Raw genomic sequence first — 21,453 nt, forward strand, 5'->3', positions numbered from 1 at the left:
CTCATGGGTGTGAAGGTCAGCGTGGTTATGCCCGTGTCCAACCCCGGGCTCTCGAACGACGACTTCGGTGCCGCCGTGCGTTCGGTGCTGGAGCAGTCGCTGCCGCCGTACGAGTACGAGGTCGTCTTCGCCGACGACGGGTCGACGGACGGGACCCGCAGGCGGCTCGACGCCATCGCCGGGCAGCGCGGCAACGTGCGGGTCCTGCACCTCGACCACACCGGCTCGCCCGCGCGCGGGCGCAACGTCGGCCTGTCCGTGGCCCGCGGCGAGTACGTCTTCCTGCTCGGCCAGTACGACAGGCTGGAGCCGCACGCGCTGGAGCGGATGTACGACCGGGCGGTGGAGACCGACGCCGACGTCCTGATCGGCAGGCTGGCCGACGGCGGACCGCCCCCGGCCGCGTTCACCCGCGACCGCGACCGGGCGGACGTGCTGCGCGACCACCTCCTCGCGCTGCCCACCGCGCACAAGCTGTTCAGCCGGGAGTTCCTGGAGACCTGTCAGCTCCGCTTCGCCGACCGGCCGCTGTCGGAGCAGGCCTTCGTGACCCGGGCGTACCTCGCCGCGAAGGTGGTCGCGGTGCTGTCCGATGAGATCTGCTGCCATCTCGGCCCGGCCGCGCCGGGCACGGCGGGGGAGGAGCGGCTCGACGCCGAGGCGCTCTTCGACGGGCTGAACGCGGTCTTCGACGTGGTGGACGCCTGCACCGAGCCGGGATCCCAGCGCCGGCGGATCCAGGCCCACTGGTACCGGGCGCTCGGGCTGCGCCGTCTCGCGGGGCCGCGCTTCCTCGCCGCGGAGCCCGACGAGCGGATGGTCCTGTTCTCCTTCCTGCGCCGGTTCACGCTCGACCGGTTTCCCCCGGAGCTCGACGTCCACCTGCCCGCGCACCTGCGCGCCCGTACGGCGCTGCTGCGGCAGGACCGGCTCGACGCGCTGCTCGCCCTCGCCGAGGCGTCGCGGGGCACCGGGATCAGCGCGGAACTGCGCGGGCTCCGCTGGGACCGGGGCGCGCTCCTGCTCGACCTGAGCGTCGAGGTGCTGCGGCCGGGCGGGAACCCGCTGTGGCTGCGCCAGCGCGGCGACCGGCTGCTGTGGACACCGCCGGCGGCCCTGGAGGGACTGCTCGACGGGCTGCTCGGCGACGAGGAGGCCGACGTGACCGAGGCGGTGCGCCGGGCGCGGGTGGAGGTCTGCGTACGGCACGCGGAGACCGGGGTGACGTACGCCCTGCCGGTCGACTGCTCGGTCGGCCAGGCGACGGTGGGCCAGGCGACGGTGGGCGAGGGCCCGGCGGCGGGTCAGGGCCCGGCAGGTCAGGGCGCGGCGGGTCAGGCGGCGGGCGGCCGGGGGCGGGCGGTCGGTGAGGGGCAGGCGCGGGTCTGGGTGAACGGCCAGGCGCGCCTCGACGTCGGCTCGGCGGCCCTCGGCCGGTCGTTGCCCGCCGGGCTGTGGGAGATCCACGTGCGGCTGCGGGGCCTGCCGGGGGGCCGGGCCCGGATCGTCCGCCCCACGCATCCGATGAGCTGCGCGGGCGCCCTCGCCGGGGAGCCCGGGAGGCTGGTCGTGCCGTGCTGGTCGGAACGCGGCGAGCTGGGCGTGTGCGTGGAGCCGAGGTCGTTCCCCGAGTCGATCGCGCTGGTCTCGTCCCGGGCCACCGTGGCCCGGCAGGAGGGGCACGTCTTCGTCGTCGTGCCCGTGCCGTACGTGCCGCCGAGCGGCGGCCCGCCGGCCGAGCTGGTGCTGCGCGAGCAGGACGGGCGGGGGCGCAGCATGGTCGTGCCCGCGCTGGTCGAGCCGGGGATTCCCGGCCGGGTGGCCGGGCAGCTCGTCGCGCGGGTGCCGGTGAGCCGGCTCGGCGGCGACGACTGCCTCGGCCCCGGCCTCTGGCGGCCCGCCCTGCGGATCGGGCAGAAGGACGTCGACCTGCTGTTCGGGCTGACGATCCGCCGCGGCGGGCAGGCGTCCGTCCTGCCCGCCGGAACCCCGCCGCGGGCGCCCTCGCCGCTGCGCCGCCTCGCCGTACGGGTGCTGCGCGACCGCCGCTGAACGGGCCGGCCGGGGATCAAAAGGGGATCAGCCCCGCAGGTGGGCGAGCAGGGCCGCGCGGAATTCGGCGGGCCGGTCGAGGTGCGGGCCGTGGCCCGCGCCCTCGACGACCACCTCGCGGTAGGCGCCGTAGCGCTCCAGGACGGCCCGCGTCTGGGCGACCATCGGCTGGGCGGGCGTGCCGTCCCAGCCGGGCACGGCCCCGATCGCGCCGAGATGCGCGAGGTCGAACAGCGAGGTGTCCGACACGATCACGTCCTGGTCGCCCCTGATCCACAGGATCGGCGGCTTGGGGTCGATCTCGTGCAGGTCGTCGATCCGGAAGTTCGTCGGCGCGATCGAGTTGAGCACGCCGCGCTTGCCGGGCGCGAGGTTCGGCCAGACGTCGGAGGGCAGGAAGTCGCCGGGGTAGTGGTCGTCGCCCACCCGGGTGGACAGCATCGACTCGACGAACGCGTCCTCCTCCTCGCCGAGGTCGGTGCCGGGCGCGACGTACGTGGCGCGCAGCACCGACCGGGGCGAGAGCGGGGAGCCGTCCGAGCGGTCGCCCTCCCGCAGCAGCCGCACGAACTCGGGGTTGGCCCCGCCGCCGCCCGAGCCCACGCCGTCGGGTGAGTTGAGCGTGCCGTCCACGCCCGTCGTGCCGCCGAAGCCGTACGGCGGGACGGGGTTGACCAGCGTCAGGCTGCGGACCGCCGCCGGCCGGTCGCGCAGGACCTGCATGACCACCCCGCCGCCGAGGCTCCATCCGACGAGGTGCACGGGCCCGAGCCGGTCGAGCAGCGCGAGCACGTCGTCGGAGTAGTCGCGCACGCCCCGGCTCGCGTCCACCGGCTCGGGATCGGAGCCGCCGAACCCCCGCAGGTCCACCGCGTACGGCCGGAACCCCTCGCCGAGCGAGGCCATCGTGGACCGCCAGAACGCGCTGCAGGAGACGTTGCCGTGCACGAACAGCACCGGCTCGCCCGACGTCCCGGGTACGGACAGGACGTTCAGGGTGAGACGGTCCGTGCGGATCCGCTCGGCCGTGACGGGCAGGGTCATGGTGTTGCTCCCAGTGTGCAGGTGTTGTCGAGATCGCCCGTGGCCGGGCGGGGCAGGGTGGCGCTCGGAGGCGGTGTCGTGCCCCTGCCGATCCACGCCTCCAGCGCGGTGAACGCGCTGCGGAAGCAGGGCAGCAGAGGCCGCAGCCGGTCGGGGAAGGCGGGGTAGAGGCTGTCGACGTGGGTGCCGTCCTCGACCCGGTAGTAGCGGAGCAGCCGGTCGCGGTGCCGGTCGGCGATCATCCTGGCGTAGACGTCGGAATCCACGCGGATCGGCAGCAGCGCGTCCAGGGTGCCGTGCACGATGACCAGCGGCTTCTTGATCTTCCCGGTGAGGCTCACCCGCGCCATCGCCTGCTTCACGGCCGCGGGCCGGGAGGCGTAGTCGTAGTCGGTGTCGCAGCCGGGCGTGCCGGAGGCGCAGAACGGCGTGCCCGCCTCGGTGTCGCCGTCGTAGGCGGGGTCGAACTCCTCGCGGAAGACGCGCTGGGTGAAGTCCCAGTAGTACTGGTAGTGGAACGGCCAGAGGAAGTCGGACTCGGGGGCGAAGCCCGCCGCCGCGATCCCGGCGGTGTCGCCCTTCGCGTACGCGCGCAGCGCGGACGGCAGGAACGTCAGCAGGTTGTGGCCGTCGGCCCGCCAGAGCACGCCCTCCCAGTCGACGCCGCCGTCGAACAGGTCGGGACGGTTCTCCAGCTGCCAGCGCACCAGGTAGCCGCCGTTGGACTGGCCGGCCGCGATCGTCGTGCGGGCGGGCCTGCCGTACCGCTTGCGTACGACGGTCTTGGCGGCGGACGCCAGCTGGCTGACCCGCTCGTTCCACTCGGCGACCGCGTCTCCCGGGCGGACGCCGTCGCGGTAGAAGTCGGCGCCGGTGTTGCCCTTGTCGGTCGCGGCGTACGCGTAGCCCTTCGCCAGCGCCCAGTCGGAGATCGTGAAGTCGTTGGCGTAGGTCTCCCGGTTGCCGGGCGAACCGGCGACCACGAGGCCGCCGTTCCACCGCTCGGGCAGCCGGATGACGAACTGCGCGTCGTGGTTCCAGCCGTGGTTGGTGTTCCCCTTCGAGGTGTCGGGGAAGTAGCCGTCGATCTGCGTGCCGGGGACGCCGGAGGGGTTGACGGCCCCCGCTGAGTTGAGCCCCGACCAGTCCGACTGGTCGGTGTGGCCGGAGGCCGGGGTGCCCTTCGTGGTGAGGTCGGCGAGGCAGGCGGTCACCTGCTTCTCCGCGCCCGGCACGGTCACCGCGGGGCAGGCCGCGGGCGGCGCGGCCCGGGCGGGCAGGGCGGCGGCCACGAGGGGCAGCGCCGCCGTCAGCGCGGCCAGGCCGGCGAGACGCCCGCGCATCGGGTCTCTCCCGCGCATCAGGCCTCCTTCGCGACGACGGCGGCCCGGGCGGCGCCGGAGGCGGGTTCGATCGCCGACAGGTCGCGGTCGCGGGTCTCCCTGGAGGCGACCACCGCGACCACGGTGAGCACCGCCGCCACGACCACGTAGACGGAGACCGGCACGCTCGATCCGTACGCGTCGAGCAGCGCGACCGCGATCAGCGGGGCGACGCCGCCGGCCGCGATCGAGGCGAGCTGGTAGCCGATCGAGACGCCCGAGTAACGCATGCGGGTGGCGAACAGCTCGGAGAAGAACGCCGCCTGCGGGCCGTACATCGCGCCGTGCAGCACCAGGCCGACCGTCACGGCCAGAGTGACCAGCGCGAAGTTCTGCGTGTCGATCAGGGGGAAGAACGCGAAGGCCCACAGGCCCACGCCGACGGCGCCGAGCAGGTAGACCGGCCGGCGGCCGAGCCGGTCGGACAGCGCGCCCCACAGCGGGATCGTGACGAAGTGGACCGCCGAGCCGATCAGCACGGCGTTGAGCACGGTGCCCTTGGGCAGGCCCGCCGTGGTGGTGCCGTAGACGAGCACGAACGCGGTGATGATGTAGTAGGAGACGTTCTCGGCCATCCGGGCGCCCATCGCCACCAGCACGTCGCGCCAGTGGTGGCGCAGCACGCCGACGATGGGCGCGGCGGGCGCGGGCTCCTGGCGGGCCAGCGCCTCCTGGAACACCGGTGACTCGGCGACCGTGAGCCTGATCCACAGGCCGATCAGCACGAGCACGCCGGACAGCAGGAACGCGATCCGCCAGCCCCAGGCGAGGAACGCGTCGTCCGGCTGCACCGCGGCCAGCAGCGCCAGCACGCCGGTGGCGATCAGGTTGCCGCCGGGAGCGCCGGCCTGCGGCCACGAGGCCCAGAAGCCGCGGTTGCGGGGGTCGCCGTGCTCGGAGACCAGCAGCACCGCGCCGCCCCACTCGCCGCCGAGGGCGAAGCCCTGCACCAGCCGCAGCAGGGTCAGCAGCAGGGGAGCGCCGGCGCCGAGGGCGGCGTACGTCGGCAGGAGGCCGATGAGGAACGTCGCGCCGCCCATCATGAGCAGGCTGATCACCAGCAGCCGCTTGCGGCCGAGCCGGTCGCCGTAGTGGCCGAAGACCAGCCCGCCGAGGGGTCTGGCGACGAAGCCGACGGCATAGGTGAGGAAGGCCAGCAGCGTGCCGGTCAGTTCGTCCTCGTTCGGGAAGAAGAGCTTGTTGAAGACCAGGGCGGCGGCCGAGCCGTACAGGAAGAAGTCGTACCACTCGATCGTGGTGCCGATCAGGCTGGCCCCGACGACCTTGCCGATCCGGGCAGGTGGGGTGTTTGCCATGGGAACTCCTCCGATGGGGGGTTCCGCCACGGTACGCAGTGACCGGGGTCACTCCTATGGGCCTGCTCCACACACCTCAGGCGTCGGGCATGTGGGTCCTGAGCCGATGCAGCCGCAGGGCGAGCTGGATCTCCAGCGCGTGGTCGGGCTCCTGCCAGTCCACGCCCAGCAGCTGGCCCACCCGGTCGAGCCGCTGGGTGACCGTGTTGACGTGGATGTGCAGCGCCTCGGCCGTGCGCGACAGCGAGCCGCCGGTGCCGAAGTAAGCGTTCAGCGTCGTGACCAGGGCGGTGCCCCGCCGCGCGTCGTAGTCGAGCACCGGCCCGAGCGCCCCGGAGAGGAAGCCCGCCACCTCGCGCCGCTCGCCCACCAGCAGGCCCACGAAGCCCAGCTCCTCGGCGCTCGCGCCGTCGCCCGTACGGCCCAGCGCCACGAGTGCGTGGGCGCACCGCCGCGCCTCGGCGTACGCCGCGGCGACCGACGTCACCGGCCCGTCACCCTGCTCACCGGCCTGCTCACCGGCCCGATCGCCGCCCTGCTCGTCGGCCTGACCACCCGGGCCGGCCGCGAGGGCGGCCCCGGCCGTCGCCGGACGCCCGAGCGAGGCGGTCAGCTCAGCCGCGACGCGCCGGGCCAGCGTGCCCGGCCGGTCGCCGGGCAGCAGCAGCACCACCTCGTCGCCCCGCGCCGCGGCCAGGCCGTGGGCGAGCGTCGCCTGCGACGACGCCCAGAAGGCGGCCCGCTCCCGCTGCCCGTCGTGCCGGGCCACGACCAGCACGTGCGGCGCGCCGAGGTCGACGCCGAGCCGCCGCGCCCGGTCGCGCAGCCCGCGCAGCTCGGGCCGGGAGACCAGGTCGTCGAGCAGCTCCCCGCGCACCCGCCCCTCGGCCTCGGCCACGCTGCGGCGGAACAGCAGCAGCAGGGCGGTGACGAGCGCGGCGCGCTCCAGGATGCGCTGGTCGGTGTCCGACACCGGCCGGTCCGTCCGCAGCACCAGCGTGCACAGCGGCGCCGCCCCGACGTCCACCGAGGCGACGTACGCGTCGCCGCGCTTGACCGTGCGGCCGAGCGCCCGCGACGACTGGGCGGCGTCGAAGACGCCCGCGTCGAGCTCGCGGGTCTCGCCCACGAGCGGGCGGCCCTCGTCGTCCAGCACGGTCAGGCGGCCGCCCAGCACCTCAGTGACCACCGCGGCGACGTCCTCCACGCCGCCGCCGCGCAGCACCAGGCCGGTCATCCGGTCGTGCGCGTCGGCGGCCCGCTCGATCGCCTGGCTGTGCGCGCTGATCACCGCGTTCGCCCCGCTCAGCTCGGCGAGTGCGGCGCGGGTCTCCTGCAGCAGCCGGGCGGTGTCGATGGCGACGGCCGCGTGCGCCGCCAGCGAGCACAGCAGCGCGACCTCCTCCTGCGCGAACGGCCGGGCGCTGCGGTTGGCCGCGAACAGCACCCCGATCACCTGGGTGCCGAGCCGCAGCGGCACTCCGAGGATCGCGACCAGGCCCTCCTCGTGGACCGCGCCGTCGATGGTCGTGGTGTGCCGGAAACGCGGGTCGGCGAAGTAGTCGGCGGTGTTGTACGGCGTGCCCGTCTGGGCCACCAGCCCGCCGAGCCCGGCGCCCATCGCGAGGCGTAGCCGCCGGAAGTCGGCCGAGATGGACCCGTCGGTCACCCGCATGTAGGTGTCGCCGCGTTCGGGGTCGTTCAGCGTCATGTACGCGATGTCGGTGCCGAGCAGCTGCCTGGCCCGGTGGACGATCGCCTCCAGCACCGCGTCGAGGTCGCGCAGCCCGGCGAGGTCGCCCGCGGTGTCGAACAGCGCCGACAGCTCGGCCTCCCGCCGGGCCCGCCGGCGCAGCATCGCCCGAACTTTCAACGCGGCGACCTTGGCCTGCTCCAGCTCCTCCAGCGTGGCCGAGTCGGCGCCGGCCGCCCGGGCCTGGAGGACCGGGCCCTCGAACTCGAGCGCCGACGCCTCCCGCGCGAGCAGGTCGAGGTACGCGCGGGCGCCCTCCGCGGACGCCGGGGCCGGGATGGTGGTCAGCGGGCGCTCCATCCGCCGTCGATGGGGATCGACGCCCCGGTGACGAACGACCCCGCCGGCCCGCACAGGTAGGCGACCATCTCGGCGACCTCGTCCGGCTCGATCAGCCGCTTGATCGCCGCCGGGGCGAGCATGATCTGCTCCACGACCTCGTCCGGGCCGATCCCGTGCGTACGCGCCTGGTCGGCGATCTGGTTCTCCACCAGCGGCGTGCGCACGTAGGCGGGGTTGACGCAGTTGGAGGTCACCCCGTGGGCCGCCCCTTCGAGGGCGATCACCTTCGACAGGCCCTCCAGCGCGTGCTTGGCCGTCACGTACGCCGCCTTGTACGGCGAGGCCCGCAGGCCGTGGACGGAGGAGATGTTGACGATCCGGCCCCAGCCGCGCTCGTACATGCCCGGCAGCACGGCGCGGGCGAGCAGGAACGGCGCCTCGACCATCACCCGCATGATCGCGCTGAAGATCTCGGGCGGGAAGTCCTCGATCGGGGCCACGTGCTGGAACCCCGCGTTGTTCACCACGATGTCGGCCCGCAGGCGGGTGTCCGGCGACGGCGGCAGCCGGCCCCGCCAGGCCACCAGGAACTCCGGATCCGACAGGTCGACGGTCACCGGCGTCCCGCCGATCTCGGCGGCGACCTTGCCCGCGGCCTCGGCGTTGACGTCCGCGACGACGACGTGCGCGCCCTCGGCGGCCAGGCGGCGGGCACACGCCCGGCCGATGCCGCTCCCCGCGCCGGTGACCAGGGCCGTACGGCCTTCAAGGCTCATGCTGCCTCACGATAGGAACCACACCGGGCCGGGCACATGGCGGCAGGCGACATATCTCTCCGGCCCCCTATGTGGGACGGGTCATCGAGAGGACGTCGAGGGCCTCGTCGAGTTGCTGTTCGGTCAGCGCGCCGCTCGCCACGTGGCCGCGCTCGATGACGACCTCCCGGATCGTCCGGCGTTCCCGGAGCGCCTGCTTGGCGATCTTCGCGGCCTCCTCGTACCCGACGTACCGGTTGAGCGGGGTGACGATGGACGGCGACGACTCGGCGTACTCACGGAGGCGGTCCACGTTGGCGGTGATCCCGCTGACGCAGCGGTCGGCGAGCAGCCGGGAGACGTTCGCCAGCAGCCGGATCGACTCCAGCACGTTGCGCGCCATCACGGGCAGCATGACGTTCAGCTCGAACGCGCCCGAGGCCCCGGCCATGGTGACGGCCGCGTCGTTGCCCACGACCTGGGCGGCCACCATCGTGACGGCCTCGGGGATCACCGGGTTGACCTTCCCCGGCATGATCGACGACCCCGGCTGGAGGTCGGGGAGATTGATCTCGGCGAGCCCGGCCCGGGGACCCGACCCCATCCACCGCAGGTCGTTGGCGATCTTGTTGAGCGAGACGGCGATCACCTTGAGCATGCCCGACAGCTCGACCAGGCCGTCCCGCGCGCCCTGCGCCTCGAAGTGGTCCCTGGCCTCGGTGAACGGCAGGCCGGTCGTCCGGCTCAGCTCCGCGATCACCGCCTCCGCCCATCCGGGGCCGGGCACGTTCACCCCGGTGCCCACCGCCGTGCCGCCCAGCGGCAGCTCGGCCAGGCGCGGCAGCGCGGCCTGCAGCCGTTCGAGGGCCAGCTCGATCTGGGTGGAGTAGCCGCCGAACTCCTGGCCGAGCGTGACCGGCGTCGCGTCCATGAGGTGGGTGCGGCCCGACTTCACCACGCCGGCGAACTCCGTCGCCTTCTCCTCCAGCGCCGTGGCCAGGTGCTCCAGCGCGGGCGTGAGCTCGTGCACCACCGCATACGCCGCCGCGACGTGGATGGAGGACGGGAAGACGTCGTTGGACGACTGTGCGGCGTTGACGTGGTCGTTCGGGTGGACGGGACGGCCCAGCCGCTCCTGCGCGAGCGTGGCGACGACCTCGTTCATGTTCATGTTGGAGGAGGTGCCCGACCCGGTCTGGAATACGTCCACCGGGAACTGGTCGTCCCAGCGGCCCTCGGCGACCTCGGTGGCCGCGTCCCCGACGGCCTGCGCCATGTCCTCGTCGATCACGCCGTACTCGGCGTTGACCTTCGCGCAGGCCGCCTTGATCCGGGCGAGCGCCGCGATGTGGGCGGGCTCCAGGCCCCGGCCCGACACCGGGAAGTTCTCCACCGCCCGTTGTGTCTGCGCCCGCCACCTGGCCCGGGCGGGCACCCGCACCTCGCCCATGGAGTCGTGCTCGATGCGGAAATCGTCCATGCCTCAGTCCTTCGGCCGCTCGTCGATGCCCTTCCTGCCCGGATCCACGGCCCTCCGAACGTGGATCCGGGCACAGGGGAGGGCTCGACGACGAGGGCCGTCTCCGCCGGGGTCAGCGCCGGGCGTACAGCCCTCTGCGCCGCATGATCACGGCGAACGCGCCGAGGGCGAGGACCGCCACCAGGACGATAATGCCGATCTTGAGCAGAGAGCCCGACGAGTCCTCGCTGTCCGCTGCCGCGGCCGCCGCCCGGTCGCGGGTGAGGGCCTCGGCCGCGGCCATCGGCGAGGCCTGGAGGTCCTGCGCCGTCACCTTCGTCGTCGCGCGTGCCTTGGACGGCTTGGTCGCCGTCACGGTGACGCTCCATTCGCCGTTCGGCAGCGGCTCCGCGGGCTGGTAGACGTTCTGGCCCTCGGAGGCGGACATGAGCTGTACCGGCCCGAAGGAACGGCCGTCGGCCGACTTGGCGGTCAGGGTCGCCTCGACGACCTCCTCGACGGGCTGGCCGTTCTTCTTCCACGTGGCCAGCACGTTGACGTTGTGGCCGCCGTCTCCGATCACCTCGAGCTTGATCGGTCCGTTGTCGGCGGACGCCGCCGATGCTCCGAGCACCAGCACGAGCCCGGCCAGCAGCAGGGTCACGGCGTGGCGCAGTGTCTTGTTCACGAGTGGTGCTGCCCTTCAGGTTGTTCTCAGGGGTGGTTCTCGGGGTGGTGCTGGGGGGTCGTTTCGTGGCCGTCGTGAGGGTCGTGGCGCCGGGCGCTCACGCCCTGAGCGGCGGGGTGCTCCGGCCGCCCATGACGAGCAGCTTCTCCCTCCGCCTGCGGCGCAGGACGGCCGAGATGCGGAAGGCGAGCAGGACGAGGAGGAGGAGAGCGAGGAGGGCGAGCTGCGGCCAGGGCAGCGCCCACAGGGAGGTGCCGCTCGCCACCCGCTCGGCGGTGATGCCCGGGAGCGGCTTGCCCGCGGGAGCGGGGATCGCCATGACGGTCGTGTCGATCGTTCCCATGGGCCAGGCGCCGGTCACCCGTGCGCTGAAGGTGCGGGTGCCGCCCGGCATGATCTCTCTGGCCTTGGCCTCGGACTTGTCGTCCCAGGTGTTCTCCCCGGCGAAGGAGGAGGTCAGGACCCGGGCGTCGGGCGCCAGCCGGACGTTGCCGACGTTGGCGAGGGTGTAGCTCACGTCGACCGTTCCGGGGGAGAAGGGGTTCCACGACCAGTGGTAGTCGGCCCGCAGGCCGGTCACGGCGACCTTGGCCACGTAGTTGCCGGTCACCCGGATGTTCAGGCGGACGCCCACCCGGTTCTGGACCCGTACCTGGCCGGAGATCGTGTCGATGGACGCGGTGACCCCCGCGGGGTGGTCTCCCGGCGTCGCGTTCTGGGGAATCGAGACCTTGACGGGCACGACGGCGGTGGCTCCGCCGGCGATGGTCACCTTGTCGGGGATCTCGATCCACGAGCCGCCGTCGGTCGGCTTGACGTCCGAGGGCCGCATGTCGAAGTAGCCCTTGGCGGTGAGGTAGCCGTCGTTGGCGTCGATGGCGAAGTCGACGGGCTGGGTGGAGCGGTTGATGACCGCGATGTGCTCGGTCACCTGCTGTCCGCCGGCGAGGTCGATGTCGATGACGCTGCGGCCGTCGGGGCCTTTGGCATTGGCCGGTACGACCGACCAGGTGGTGTCGGCGCTCGCCGGGGTGGCGAACGCGACCAGCGCGACCAAGACGGTCGCGCCGACAGCGTGAAGCACGGCGAGGAGGGCGAAGGCGCCCCGCGAACGGCTCTTGGTCACAGAGGTGTCTCCTGTCTCAATGCGGACGTCCGGAACGTTGAGTCAGACTCGCACACGTTCCGGACGTTCGCACTGGGGCGGTCCGTTCCTGCCTCCGGTCGGGATGGTTCCCGGGCGGGTCAGGTCTGGTTGAAGAGGGAGAGGGTGAGGGTGGAGTGGTATTCGCCGGCGGCGACGTCGACGGGGGTGCGCAGGGCGAGGTCGGCGTTGACCTTCGAGGTGCCGATCTCGGTGGCGGAGTCGGCGGTGGAGACGAGGAGTTCCTGGCCCTGCAGACCGACGGTGGGGGCTCCGGAGCCGTCGGAGACGACGGAGGAGACGGGTTCGCCGGCGGCGACGGCGCCGGTGGTGGTGTCGGACAGCAGGCGGGGCTTCCAGCCGAGGTATTCGGGGCCGATGGGGGCGATGCCGCTGCCGGTGGCGGTGAACTGGCTGGCCTGGCCGACGACGGCCCAGAATTCGCCGTCGGGGATCTCGGCGGGCGTGCGGGTGTCGGTGACGGTGACGGTGGGCAGGGTGCCGACGAACTGGCGGGCGGCGGCGTCGGAGCCGTTCTCCTGCAGAGAGACGCCGTTGTTGTCGGCGACGGTCATGGAGATCTGGCCGGGGGTGGTGGTGGGGGTGATGGTGACCGAGACGTCGATGCCGGCGCCGGGGTCGTCGGCCAGGGCGGGGGAAACACTGAGGCCGGTGAGGGTCAGGCCGAGCGCCGACGCGGCGAGTATCTGCGTGGTCCTGGTGATTCTCATGAGATGGCTCCATCCATGGGGGGCGGGGCCGGCCGTCGGATCGGCGGCCGGCCCCGGCGTGCGATGGCGGTGTCCCCGGCGGGTGGAGGGTGGTCACCGCCGGTGCGGTCGGCGGTCGGCCGGGGACTCCCAAGGTGTCGTCAGCAGCTGGCCGCGGTGTAGGCGGCGTCGTAGGACGTGGTGACCTCCTTGCCGGCGATCGTCGCGGTCGCCGTCACGGTGACCTTGCCGGCGCCGATCTGGGCGGCCCGGGTGTTGAAGGACTGGTAGGCCTGCTTGCCCGGGGCCACGTCGGCCACGGTCTTGGTGCCGTACGGCGTGGTCAGCGTGATCGTGGCCGTCACGTCGGAGTCGTTGACGGCGGTGACCGCCAGGTAGGCCGAGGAGCCGATGCAGCGGGTGCTGGCGGTGACGGTCAGCTTGACCGCCGGCGGGGGCGGAACGGTGGCGTCGAGCGTGACCGCGAAGATGTGCATCGTCGCGACGTTGTTCGCCGCCCGTGCGCTGATGTTGGGCAGGTCGACGCGGGAGATCTCCTTGTTCTGCAGCGGCACGCCGACGTAGTAGATGGTCGCGGCGGTGTTCTGCCGCTGGTTGTTCGGCCGGTTCTGGTAGGGGGCCACGACGGCGGCGTCGCCCTCCGGCCGCGGCGTGCCGTACCAGTCGGGCGAGCTGAGGGTGAAGGTCTGCCTCGTGCCGTCCTTGTAGACGATGGTGGCGGGGCCGGACACCGCGCCGTAGGTCCCCGTCAGCAGGAAGCCGAGCGTCTTGCCGGTGCCGGTTATCTTGAGGGACTGTCCCGAGGCGATGGCGTTGTCCGGGGTGCCCACCGGGACGTTGGGCCACTTGAAGTTCAGCCCGTTCTTGGCGACGGTGGCCCCCGGGGTGACGCCGACCGTCGCGAGGCCCTGGGCGGAGATGCTGGCGTTGTTGCCGTCGAAGTTGCCGGGAGCGGTGTTGTTGTCGTCGGTGACGGCGACGTTGCTGAAGAGCTCCTCCAGCGTCTTCTCCCCGCCGCCCCACACCCGCACCGTGGCCTGAGCGGACGCGGTCCAGCTCTCGCCCCCCTCGGTGCCGCTCACCACGGCGGTGAGGACCGCGGTGCCGGTCGCCGCGCCGGCGGCGGGGGTGACGGTGAACTCCACCGTGGCCTTCCCGTTCGCCGCCAGGGGCCCCACTTCGGCCTGGGCGGGGGTGACGGTCCACCCCTGCGGCGCCTGGAGGGACACCGTCGCCTTCGGAAGCGACACCTCGATCGCCCGGACGGTGACCTTGACCTTCGCCTCCTGTCCCGGACTGACCTCGACGGGCACGGCCATCGTGACCTTCTGCAGGGCTACCGCCTGGTATGTGTGGCGGGCCGTCGCGTTGATCTCGATGGCGTCGGGCTCGACCCTCGTGAACTGGGCCGCGCCGCCGCCGGTGGTGTCGAGGAGCTTGAAGCGGCCCTCGAAGATGTCGCCGCGCAGCTTGACCACACCCGCGCGGTCCGGCCTGACGCGGTAGTCGTCCGCCTGGCCTTCGCTCCACTCCACGCTGACCGTGTGGCCGCCGCGGCCCCGCAGGCCCTTGATCCGCCCATTCGGCCAGGCCGGCGGCAGCGCGGGCAGCAGGTGCAGCTCACCGGCGTGGCTCTGCAGCAGCATCTCGGTGATGCCCGACGTGGCGCCGAAGTTGCCGTCGATCTGGAACGGCGGGTGCAGGTCGAACATGTTCGGCGCCAGCCGGGCCGGCGTCACGAGGAGGCGGACCAGGTCGTGCGCCCGCTTGCCCTCCTCCAGCCGCGCCCAGTAGTTGATCTTCCAGGCCAGCGACCAGCCGGTGCCGTCGTCGCCGCGCAGTTCGAGGGTCCGCCGCGCCGCGGTGTACAGCTCCGGAGTGCCGCGCTTGGTGATCTGGTGGCTGGGGTGCAGGCCGTACAGGTGCGAGACGTGCCGGTGGTTCCGCTCGGTCTCCACCCAGTCGTACAACCACTCCTGGATGTTGCCGCGCGAGCCGATCTTCATCGGAGGGAGCCGGTCCTTGGCGGCCAGGACCTGCGCCCGGAAGCTCGCGTCCACACCGAGGACCTCGCTGGCCTCGGCGCAGCCGTTGAACAGGTCGCGCAGGATCTGGTTGTCCATCGTCGGGCCGGCGCACACGCTGACGTTCGCGTGGTGCGGCAGCTCGGGGGAGTTCGACGGGTTCGTGACCAGATATCCGAGCTTCGGCTCCTCCACGAGGGTGTCGAGGAAGAACTGCGCCGCGCCCTTCATGGCCGGGTAGTTCTTCCGGAGGAACTCGACGTCGCCGGTGAACAGGTAGTGGTCCCAGATCATGGTGGCCAGCCACGCGCCGCCGGTCTGCCACATGCCCCAGAGCGCGCCGTCGACGACCGAGGTCGCGCGCCACCCGTCGGTGTTGTGGTGGGTGACCCATCCGCCGGCGCCGTACTGCACCTCGGCCGTGCGGGCGCCGGTCTCGGTGAGGTCCTTGATCATGGAGAACACCGGCTCGTAGCACTCCGACAGGTTCGTCGTGTCGGCGGGCCAGTAGTTCATCGGCAGGTTGGCGTTGATGGTGTACTTCGAGTCCCACTGCGGGCTCAGGGAGTCGTTCCAGATGCCCTGCAGGTTGGCCGGTTGCGTCCCGGGACGCGAGCAGCTGATCAGCAGGTACCGGCCGAACTGGAACAGCAGCGCGGAGAACTGCGGGTCGTCGACGGCCCCGTGCTGGGCGATCCGGACGTCGGTCGGCTGGTCGGCGGCGTCGGTGCGGTCCAGTTCGAGCGTCGTCCGCTTGAACAGGGCTTCGTAGTCGGCGACGTGCCGGGTGCGCAGCGAGGCGTAGTCCTTGCTCGTGGCGGCGTCGAGGTGCCGCTGGGCGATGCCCTGGTAGTCGCCGCTGACGTCCTTGTAGTTCACATAGCTGGAGCCGATGGAGACCAGCAGCGTCACGCTGTCGGCGGCGGCGACTTGGAGCGTTCCGCCCGAACTGGTGACGGTGCCGCCCTCGGCGACGGCCTTGGCCAGCGCCAGGAACTTGACCTGGCCGGTGATGCCCTCGAAGTTGCCCGAGACGCCGTCGAGCGCCACCGTGCTGCTGTCCGGGCTGGTGCGCGTCGTGCGCTGGGAGCTGTCGAACGTCGCGCTGAACGTGATCGAGCCGGGCTTGTCGGCGGTCAGGCGGATGACGATGACCTGGTCGGGCGCACTGGCGAACACCTCGCGCTTGAACCGCACGCCGTTCAGCGAGTAGTTGACGGAGGTGGTGGCTGTGGTGAGGTCGAGCTGGCGGTCGTATTCGGTGAACCCGGTGGTGCTCGGGAAGGTCAGCCTGATGTTGCCGACGGTCTGGTAGGCGAGCTGGCCCGCGGGCTTGCCCAGCATGTTCTGGTCGATGAGGGTCTGGGCCTGGCTCCACTGGTCCTCGAAGACCAGGCGCCGGATCTCCGCCAGTGCCGCCGCGCCCTTGGTGTTGCTCTGGTCGTACGGCCCGCCGCCCCAGATGGTGTCCTCGTTGAGCTGGAGCCGTTCGACGTCGACGTTGCCGTACACCATGGCGCCGAGGCGTCCGTTGCCGATGGGGAGGGCGCGAAGCCAGTCGGTGCCGGCGCCCTTGTCATACCACAGAGCCATGTCGTTCGCGGCGCGAACCTCCGCGGGCGCCGTCGAACCGGCTCGGGCGACGGCCGTCCACTGCATCGGCAGCATCAGAGCTCCGGCTCCGACCGTGCCGTACTTCATCAACTGCCTTCGCGTCAGGTCTGACATTGGTTCTCCAAACGCGCTTGCGGCCTTGCCGGCGGTCCGGCGCACGCCGATACGCCTGATCCCGGCGGTGGCGGGGGCAGACGGGTTCGGCGGGACCGGCACGATGACGAGGCGGTTCAGGGGGTGAGCGCAAAGCTACAAAGATTTGATGTATGGGTCAATGGCTGTTACCAAAACGCCCTAAAACGCGCCATCTTGCCCCCATGGGGCTTGAGAACATCTGACCTTTGGCCGAAAACCTGTCCGGAACGCGTTGACTTGGGCCGATCTCGTGGATGGAGTGGAGGGGGACCTCGGCACCCGCGGATCGCCGCGGCGGCGGCACATCCGACGCCGCCGGCGCCCGTCGCGATGACGCGGCCCGGTGTTACTGGGATGCGGCATTCGGGAGATGTTCGTGAAATGTCAGGGCATGTCAGGGAATGCGTCGGCCTTGGGCATCGGGCACGCCCGACTTGCGGAGGAAATAGGCGTTGACCTGGTCACGCCACTCCTCGGCGCAGCGGAGTTGCTCCGCGAAAAGCTCCCGTACGCGGGCGTGCAAAGCGGCGGGCACCAGCCCGGCGAGTTCCGCCCAGCGCAGCCGGGCCCGCTCCACCTCCTCGACGCCGGCGAAATGCGTGTCGTAGATGTGCTGGATCACGGTGGACCCGTCGTGCAGCACGTGGCCGTACGGGACGTGGTGGAAGAACAGCAGCAGCTCGTCGGGGCACCGCGTGAGCGACTCGTACACCTCCGACCACGGCGGCGGATACTGGCCCGTGAAGCCCGTGCCGGTGGCGCGGGTGCGGTCCACGCCGACGCCGTCGCGGTCGGCGAAGTGATAGGTGCCCCACGGCGTGTACTCGTATCCGTCCACATCCGGGCCGTAGTGGTGGCCGGGGCGGACCATGAACCCGACGCCGAGCGGCGCGGTGTAGCGCTCGTACGTGCCGCACGAGTCGTCCATGATCTCGTGCAGCGCCTCCCGCAGCCGCCCGTCGTCCCTGCCCGCCGCGAGAGGGAAGGTGAGGCCGATCCACTCGTCGAGGATCGCCGCCGGGTCCGACGACGGCGCCCAGGCGAGCCGGCCGAAGGTGTACAGGTTGGCCTGCGCGAGCGGGTGACCGGTCCAGTAAGGATCGTCGCCGGCGTTGGAGACCCCCACGAGCCCTCCGCCGGCGACGTCACCGGCCACGATGTCCGCCACGCCAGGCCCGGCGGGTCCCCAGGGCCGGAAGCCGAGCACCTCGCTCCACATCGGCGCGAGGTAGCACACGTGCCGCTGCTGGCCGGTGTACTCCTGCGTCACCTGAAGCTCCAGCGCGACCCGGGTGCGGGGCATCGCCGCGATCACCGGTGACACCGGCTCGCGCACCTGGAAGTCGATCGGGCCGTGCTTCACCTGGAGGATCACGTTGTCGCGGAAGCGCCCGTCGAGCGGGGCGAAGTGGTCGTACGCCGCGCGGGCTCGGTCGGTGGACCTGTCGCGCCAGTCCTGCCGGTGGTTGTAGACGAAGGCGCGCCAGTGGACGACCCCGCCGAACGGCGCCAGCGCCCCGGCGAGCAGGTTCGCGCCGTCGGCGTGGTCGCGCCCGTACGCGTGGGGCCCCGGCTGCCCCTCGGAGTCGGCCTTGACCACGTAGCCGCCGAAGTCGGGGATCGCCTCGTACACCCGTGTGGTGACGGCGGCCCACCACGCCCGCACGTCCTCGTCGAGAGGGTCGGCGGTCGCCGTCCCGCCGAGGGCGAGGGGCGCGGCGAAGTTCACCGACAGGTGCACCCGTACGCCGTAGGGGCGCAGCCGGTCCGCGATCGCGGCGACGTCGCCGAGGTGGTCGGTGAGCAGGCGGGTCTCCGCGGCGTGCACGTTCACGTTGTTCACCGCGACCGCGTTCACCCCGCAGGCGGCCAGCAGCCGCCCGTAGGCGGCGACGCGCGTCAGGTCGTCGCGCAGGGCGCCGTCGCACCAGAAGATCGACCCGCCCGCGTAGCCGCGCTCGACCTGGCCCATCACCGGGTGCACGGCCACGTTGTCCCAGTGGTCGAGCATGCGCAGCCGCGCCGCCGGCCGGTGGCGCTCGGCGGGCCGCTCGGCGCCGAACGCCTCCTCGCCGAGCCGCACCACATGGAACAGGCCGTAGAGCAGGCCGGCCGCCGAATCGGCGAGCACCACCGTGACGCCGTCGCGCCGGGCGACGACGTAGCCCTCCTCCCCGATGCCCTCGTCCTCGACAGCCGGGCCGTCGTCCGCCGCGGACCGTCGCCGGAACCCGGCCAGGACCGCCTCGGCGACCGCGGGCAGGGGCCCGGCCGCGGTGAGCGCGAGCACGAGGTCGTACGGCCCGCCGTCGTCCCCGCCGGCCTCCCCGCCGTCGTCCCTGCCGTTGGCCGCACCGTCGTCCGGGCCGGCCGCCTGCCGCCGCACGCTGCCGCCGTACCGGGCGCAGGCCCGCGCCACCTCCTCGTGCACGGTCCCGGCGAGCGGTCCGCCGCCGCGCAGGAGCGTACGGCGCGAGCCGATCGGCCGGAACGCCTCATCCGGCAGCCACGCCGGATGAACGCCGTACGGATCGGGAGAGCCGGGCGGGCCGGGACGGGTCACGGGCGTCCTCCGGAAAGGCGGGCCGGTCGTCGCGGGAGGGTCACGCGGTGAACCCGTCGCGCACCTCGGCGATCATCGTCCGGCTGTTCAGCAGCAGCAGCGCGGCGAACACCGACGCCAGCGCCGCCGTCGCCGCCTCGGTGGCGACCAGCGTGAGACCGGCCGCCGCGACGAGGAGTCCCGCGTCGCCGAGCGCCACCCGGGGCGTGCGGAAGAGGAAGTAGGCGGCCAGGCGGGCGACGTCCCGCCCGCGGAACGTGAAGAGGGAGGTGATCACCAGCGCGTTCGCGGTCCACAGGACCGTCGCGACTCCGACGACGACGAGCGGCACCGTCCACCAGTCCGGCACCCCCGCGGCGGGGAAGTTCACGAGGACGACCGCGACGACGGTCAGCCACGCCAGCGCCGGGACCCAGACCTTGAGCGCGCCGCGGACGTTCATCGCGTAGCCGCGCAGGAACGCCGCCGCCGGACGCAGGTCCGCCAGATCCGCGCGGCGGCGGTGCACCGCGTACAGCGCGGCCGAGAGGGCCGGGCCCGCCGGGAGCAGGCAGACCGCCGCCAGCGGGACGTTGGCGGCGGCACGCCCGAACAGGCCGAGCAGGACGAGCCCCGCCAGGCCGGGCAGGCAGGCGGCCAGCAGCAGCAGTTCGACCACGAGCAGGGTGTAGACCAGCGCGGCGGCCCGCGAGAGCGGGCCGGTGCCGAACCGCCGTGCCGCCGCCGCCGTCACCGCTGAGGTCGCCGTCGTCGTGTCGGTCATGGGGAGGTCTCCTGGTGGATCGGGCCGCCGCGGGGCCGCCCTGGGATCGAACGCGCCTGATTGACCGGCGGAACGGTCAGCCGTGCTCCTTCTTGTACCGCTCGTAGGCGCTGTTCGCCAGGTTCACGTAGGCGGACATGCTCTTGGCCTCCAGCTCCTGCACGTACGCGTCCCACTCGGAGAAGTCGCGCTTGCCGAGGATGAACTGGAGCGAGTTCTGGGTGGCGTGGTCCTTCAGCGGGGTCTGCCACAGTGCGGCCTGCTCACGCTCCTCGTCGTTGAGGGGCGCCGGCGGCTTCGGCGGCAGCGCCTTCCGGGCGTTCATGCCCTTCTGCCACTCGATCTCCTCCTCCGAGAAGGTCGACTGGAGGAGTTCGGTGCTCCCGCCGTACGCGAACACGCCGTTGGAGAAACCGAAGTCCTTCTGCAGGTGCTTGGGCGCCCCGGGGTTGAGGCCGACGAAGTCGACGTCCTTCGGCAGGTGGAAGCCGGAGGCGTCCCTGGTGTGGGTGACCCCGTCGACGCCCCACTTGGCGAACACCTGGCCCTCGTCGGAGTACCAGAGCCAGTCGATGAACTGCATCATCGCCACGAAGTTCTTGCTGTCCTTGGCCTTCGCGGAGATCATGATGCCGTTCTCCAGCCGGGTGTCGTTGGAGTCGGCCTTGATGGGCCCGAGCGGCCCGATCGGCACCGGGACCTTGACCAGCTTCGCCTTCGGGTTCGCCTTCGCCAGCGGCGGGCGATACTCGTTGACGAGGGTCTGGGCGTTGCCGCTGATCACGAAGGACTTGCCGGACGCCAGCTTCTGGATCGCCTGGTCGTCGGTCTGCGTGAAGCTCTCCGGGTCGAGCAGCTTGTCCTGCACCAGCGTGTGGATGAACTGCAGCATCTGCTTGTACTGCGGCATCGCGCCCGTGTAGGCGAACTTCCCGGCGGCCGGGTCCCAGGTGAGGCCGGTGGTGAAGCCCCAGCCGCCGCGGGCTCCGGAGCCCAGGCCGAAGACCTGGTTCAGCATGGCGTTGCCGGTCCACCGGTCGGAGTAGGGATAGGAGTCGGGGTGCTCCTCCTTCATCGCCTTGAGCATGGCGTGCACGTCGTCCCAGGTCTGTGGAGTCTGGATCCCGAGCTTCTCCATGACGTCGGCGCGGACCTCCAGCGTGTACTCCACCCAGTAGTCCTCGTGGAGGCCGGGGAGCAGGTAGAAGCGGCCGTCCGACTGCCGGAGGGTGTCAAGGTCGGGCTGCAGGTTCCACTTGGCGATCTTGTCCTTGAAGTTCGGCATCAGGTCGATGTAGTCGCTGACCGGCAGGACCGCCCCGGAGGCGACGAAGGGGACCTCCTGGCCCGGGTAGGTCTTGGGGATGATCATGGGGGCGTCGCCCGCGCCGATGATCAGGCTGCGCTTGTTCTCGTAGTCGCTGAGCGGCACCACGTTGGGCTGGAGCGTCACGTTCGTCCGCTTGGTGAGCTCCGACCAGAACAGCCAGTCCTTCTTCATCGGATAGAAGGGGTGGTTGTTGTAGAGGATGGTGAACGTCAGCGGCGCGGCGGCCTTGAACGGCGTGCCGACCGCGTAGTCGGCCATCGCGCCGTCCCGGTTCGCCGAGAGGGCCTCGCCGCTCTTCTTACCGCCGGTCTCGTCACCGGTCTCGTCACCGCTGCCGCAGCCGGCGAGCGCGGCGAACGCACCCATGGCGATCATCGCCTGACGCCGGTTGATCTTCTGCATGAGAGGGGGGTCCTTT

The 21,453-nt window shown here is 72.1% G+C and carries 14 protein-coding genes; 1 reads left to right on the forward strand and 13 read right to left on the reverse strand.

Annotated elements, in window-relative coordinates; genetic code table 11:
• Positions 1–3: 3 nt before the first annotated feature.
• Positions 4–2,052, forward strand: a complete 2,049-nt coding sequence (locus tag F5972_RS28570; RefSeq protein ID WP_150937717.1) for a glycosyltransferase family 2 protein — start codon at positions 4–6, stop codon at positions 2,050–2,052.
• A gap of 27 nt (positions 2,053–2,079) precedes the next feature.
• On the opposite strand, the gene F5972_RS28575 is transcribed toward F5972_RS28570, so the two are convergent.
• The 13 genes from F5972_RS28575 to F5972_RS28635 all read right to left on the reverse strand — a co-directional run bounded on the left by F5972_RS28575 (position 2,080) and on the right by F5972_RS28635 (position 21,437).
• Positions 2,080–3,096 (reverse strand): alpha/beta fold hydrolase, encoded by a 1,017-nt coding sequence (locus F5972_RS28575; protein ID WP_150937719.1) that lies wholly within the window; start codon positions 3,094–3,096, stop codon positions 2,080–2,082.
• Positions 3,093–4,457 (reverse strand): 3-hydroxybutyrate oligomer hydrolase family protein, encoded by a 1,365-nt coding sequence (locus F5972_RS28580; protein ID WP_191910352.1) that lies wholly within the window; start codon positions 4,455–4,457, stop codon positions 3,093–3,095. The genes F5972_RS28575 and F5972_RS28580 overlap by 4 nt, the downstream gene beginning before the upstream one ends.
• On the reverse strand, positions 4,457–5,794 hold the full coding sequence (locus F5972_RS28585) for an MFS transporter (RefSeq protein ID WP_150937721.1): 1,338 nt from the start codon (positions 5,792–5,794) through the stop codon (positions 4,457–4,459). Before F5972_RS28585 ends, F5972_RS28580 begins: the two co-directional genes overlap by 1 nt.
• A 76-nt stretch (positions 5,795–5,870) precedes the next feature.
• Positions 5,871–7,847 carry a helix-turn-helix domain-containing protein gene (locus F5972_RS28590; RefSeq protein ID WP_150937723.1) on the reverse strand — a complete coding sequence of 659 codons (1,977 nt, stop codon included), beginning with the start codon at positions 7,845–7,847 and terminating at the stop codon, positions 5,871–5,873.
• Positions 7,832–8,605 (reverse strand): 3-hydroxybutyrate dehydrogenase, encoded by a 774-nt coding sequence (locus tag F5972_RS28595; RefSeq protein WP_150937725.1) that lies wholly within the window; start codon positions 8,603–8,605, stop codon positions 7,832–7,834. The genes F5972_RS28590 and F5972_RS28595 overlap by 16 nt, the downstream gene beginning before the upstream one ends.
• Positions 8,606–8,672: 67 nt before the next feature.
• A complete protein-coding gene (locus tag F5972_RS28600; protein WP_150937727.1) occupies positions 8,673–10,064 on the reverse strand; it encodes a class II fumarate hydratase in 1,392 nt (463 codons plus the stop codon).
• A 112-nt stretch (positions 10,065–10,176) separates the two neighbouring features.
• Positions 10,177–10,731, reverse strand: coding sequence for a hypothetical protein (locus F5972_RS28605; protein WP_150937729.1), 555 nt, complete (start codon positions 10,729–10,731; stop codon positions 10,177–10,179).
• A gap of 97 nt (positions 10,732–10,828) precedes the next feature.
• Positions 10,829–11,857 carry a COG1470 family protein gene (locus F5972_RS28610; RefSeq protein ID WP_191910353.1) on the reverse strand — a complete coding sequence of 343 codons (1,029 nt, stop codon included), beginning with the start codon at positions 11,855–11,857 and terminating at the stop codon, positions 10,829–10,831.
• A 119-nt stretch (positions 11,858–11,976) separates the two neighbouring features.
• Positions 11,977–12,606: a hypothetical protein gene (locus tag F5972_RS39010; RefSeq protein ID WP_150937733.1), complete on the reverse strand. Its 630-nt coding sequence runs from the start codon at positions 12,604–12,606 to the stop codon at positions 11,977–11,979.
• A gap of 140 nt (positions 12,607–12,746) precedes the next feature.
• Positions 12,747–16,358, reverse strand: a complete 3,612-nt coding sequence (locus F5972_RS28620) for a glycosyl hydrolase family 95 catalytic domain-containing protein (protein ID WP_150937735.1) — start codon at positions 16,356–16,358, stop codon at positions 12,747–12,749.
• A 415-nt stretch (positions 16,359–16,773) separates the two neighbouring features.
• Positions 16,774–18,942: an alpha-glucuronidase gene (locus F5972_RS28625; protein WP_150937737.1), complete on the reverse strand. Its 2,169-nt coding sequence runs from the start codon at positions 18,940–18,942 to the stop codon at positions 16,774–16,776.
• Positions 18,943–18,982: 40 nt separating this feature from the next.
• The gene (locus F5972_RS28630; protein ID WP_150937739.1) at positions 18,983–19,705 is read right to left on the reverse strand and encodes a hypothetical protein; all 723 of its coding nucleotides are present in this window, start codon (positions 19,703–19,705) and stop codon (positions 18,983–18,985) included.
• Between the two features lie 76 nt (positions 19,706–19,781).
• Positions 19,782–21,437, reverse strand: coding sequence for an ABC transporter substrate-binding protein (locus F5972_RS28635; RefSeq protein ID WP_150937741.1), 1,656 nt, complete (start codon positions 21,435–21,437; stop codon positions 19,782–19,784).
• Between the last annotated feature and the right edge of the window lie 16 nt (positions 21,438–21,453).

Source organism: Microbispora cellulosiformans (assembly GCF_008728085.1).
GTDB classification, from domain to species: Bacteria; Actinomycetota; Actinomycetes; order Streptosporangiales; family Streptosporangiaceae; genus Microbispora; species Microbispora amethystogenes.

Bases quoted from the DNA above. Each gene is read 5' to 3' on its own strand.
- F5972_RS28580 (WP_191910352.1), bottom strand. From the start codon at position 4,457: ATGCGCGGGAGAGACCCGATGCGCGGGCGTCTCGCCGGCCTGGCCGCG.
- F5972_RS28570 (WP_150937717.1), top strand. From the start codon at position 4: ATGGGTGTGAAGGTCAGCGTGGTTATGCCCGTGTCCAACCCCGGGCTC.
- F5972_RS39010 (WP_150937733.1), bottom strand. From the start codon at position 12,606: ATGAGAATCACCAGGACCACGCAGATACTCGCCGCGTCGGCGCTCGGC.
- F5972_RS28635 (WP_150937741.1), bottom strand. From the start codon at position 21,437: ATGCAGAAGATCAACCGGCGTCAGGCGATGATCGCCATGGGTGCGTTC.
- F5972_RS28600 (WP_150937727.1), bottom strand. From the start codon at position 10,064: ATGGACGATTTCCGCATCGAGCACGACTCCATGGGCGAGGTGCGGGTG.
- F5972_RS28630 (WP_150937739.1), bottom strand. From the start codon at position 19,705: ATGACCGACACGACGACGGCGACCTCAGCGGTGACGGCGGCGGCGGCA.
- F5972_RS28585 (WP_150937721.1), bottom strand. From the start codon at position 5,794: ATGGCAAACACCCCACCTGCCCGGATCGGCAAGGTCGTCGGGGCCAGC.
- F5972_RS28590 (WP_150937723.1), bottom strand. From the start codon at position 7,847: ATGGAGCGCCCGCTGACCACCATCCCGGCCCCGGCGTCCGCGGAGGGC.
- F5972_RS28575 (WP_150937719.1), bottom strand. From the start codon at position 3,096: ATGACCCTGCCCGTCACGGCCGAGCGGATCCGCACGGACCGTCTCACC.
- F5972_RS28595 (WP_150937725.1), bottom strand. From the start codon at position 8,605: ATGAGCCTTGAAGGCCGTACGGCCCTGGTCACCGGCGCGGGGAGCGGC.
- F5972_RS28620 (WP_150937735.1), bottom strand. From the start codon at position 16,358: ATGTCAGACCTGACGCGAAGGCAGTTGATGAAGTACGGCACGGTCGGA.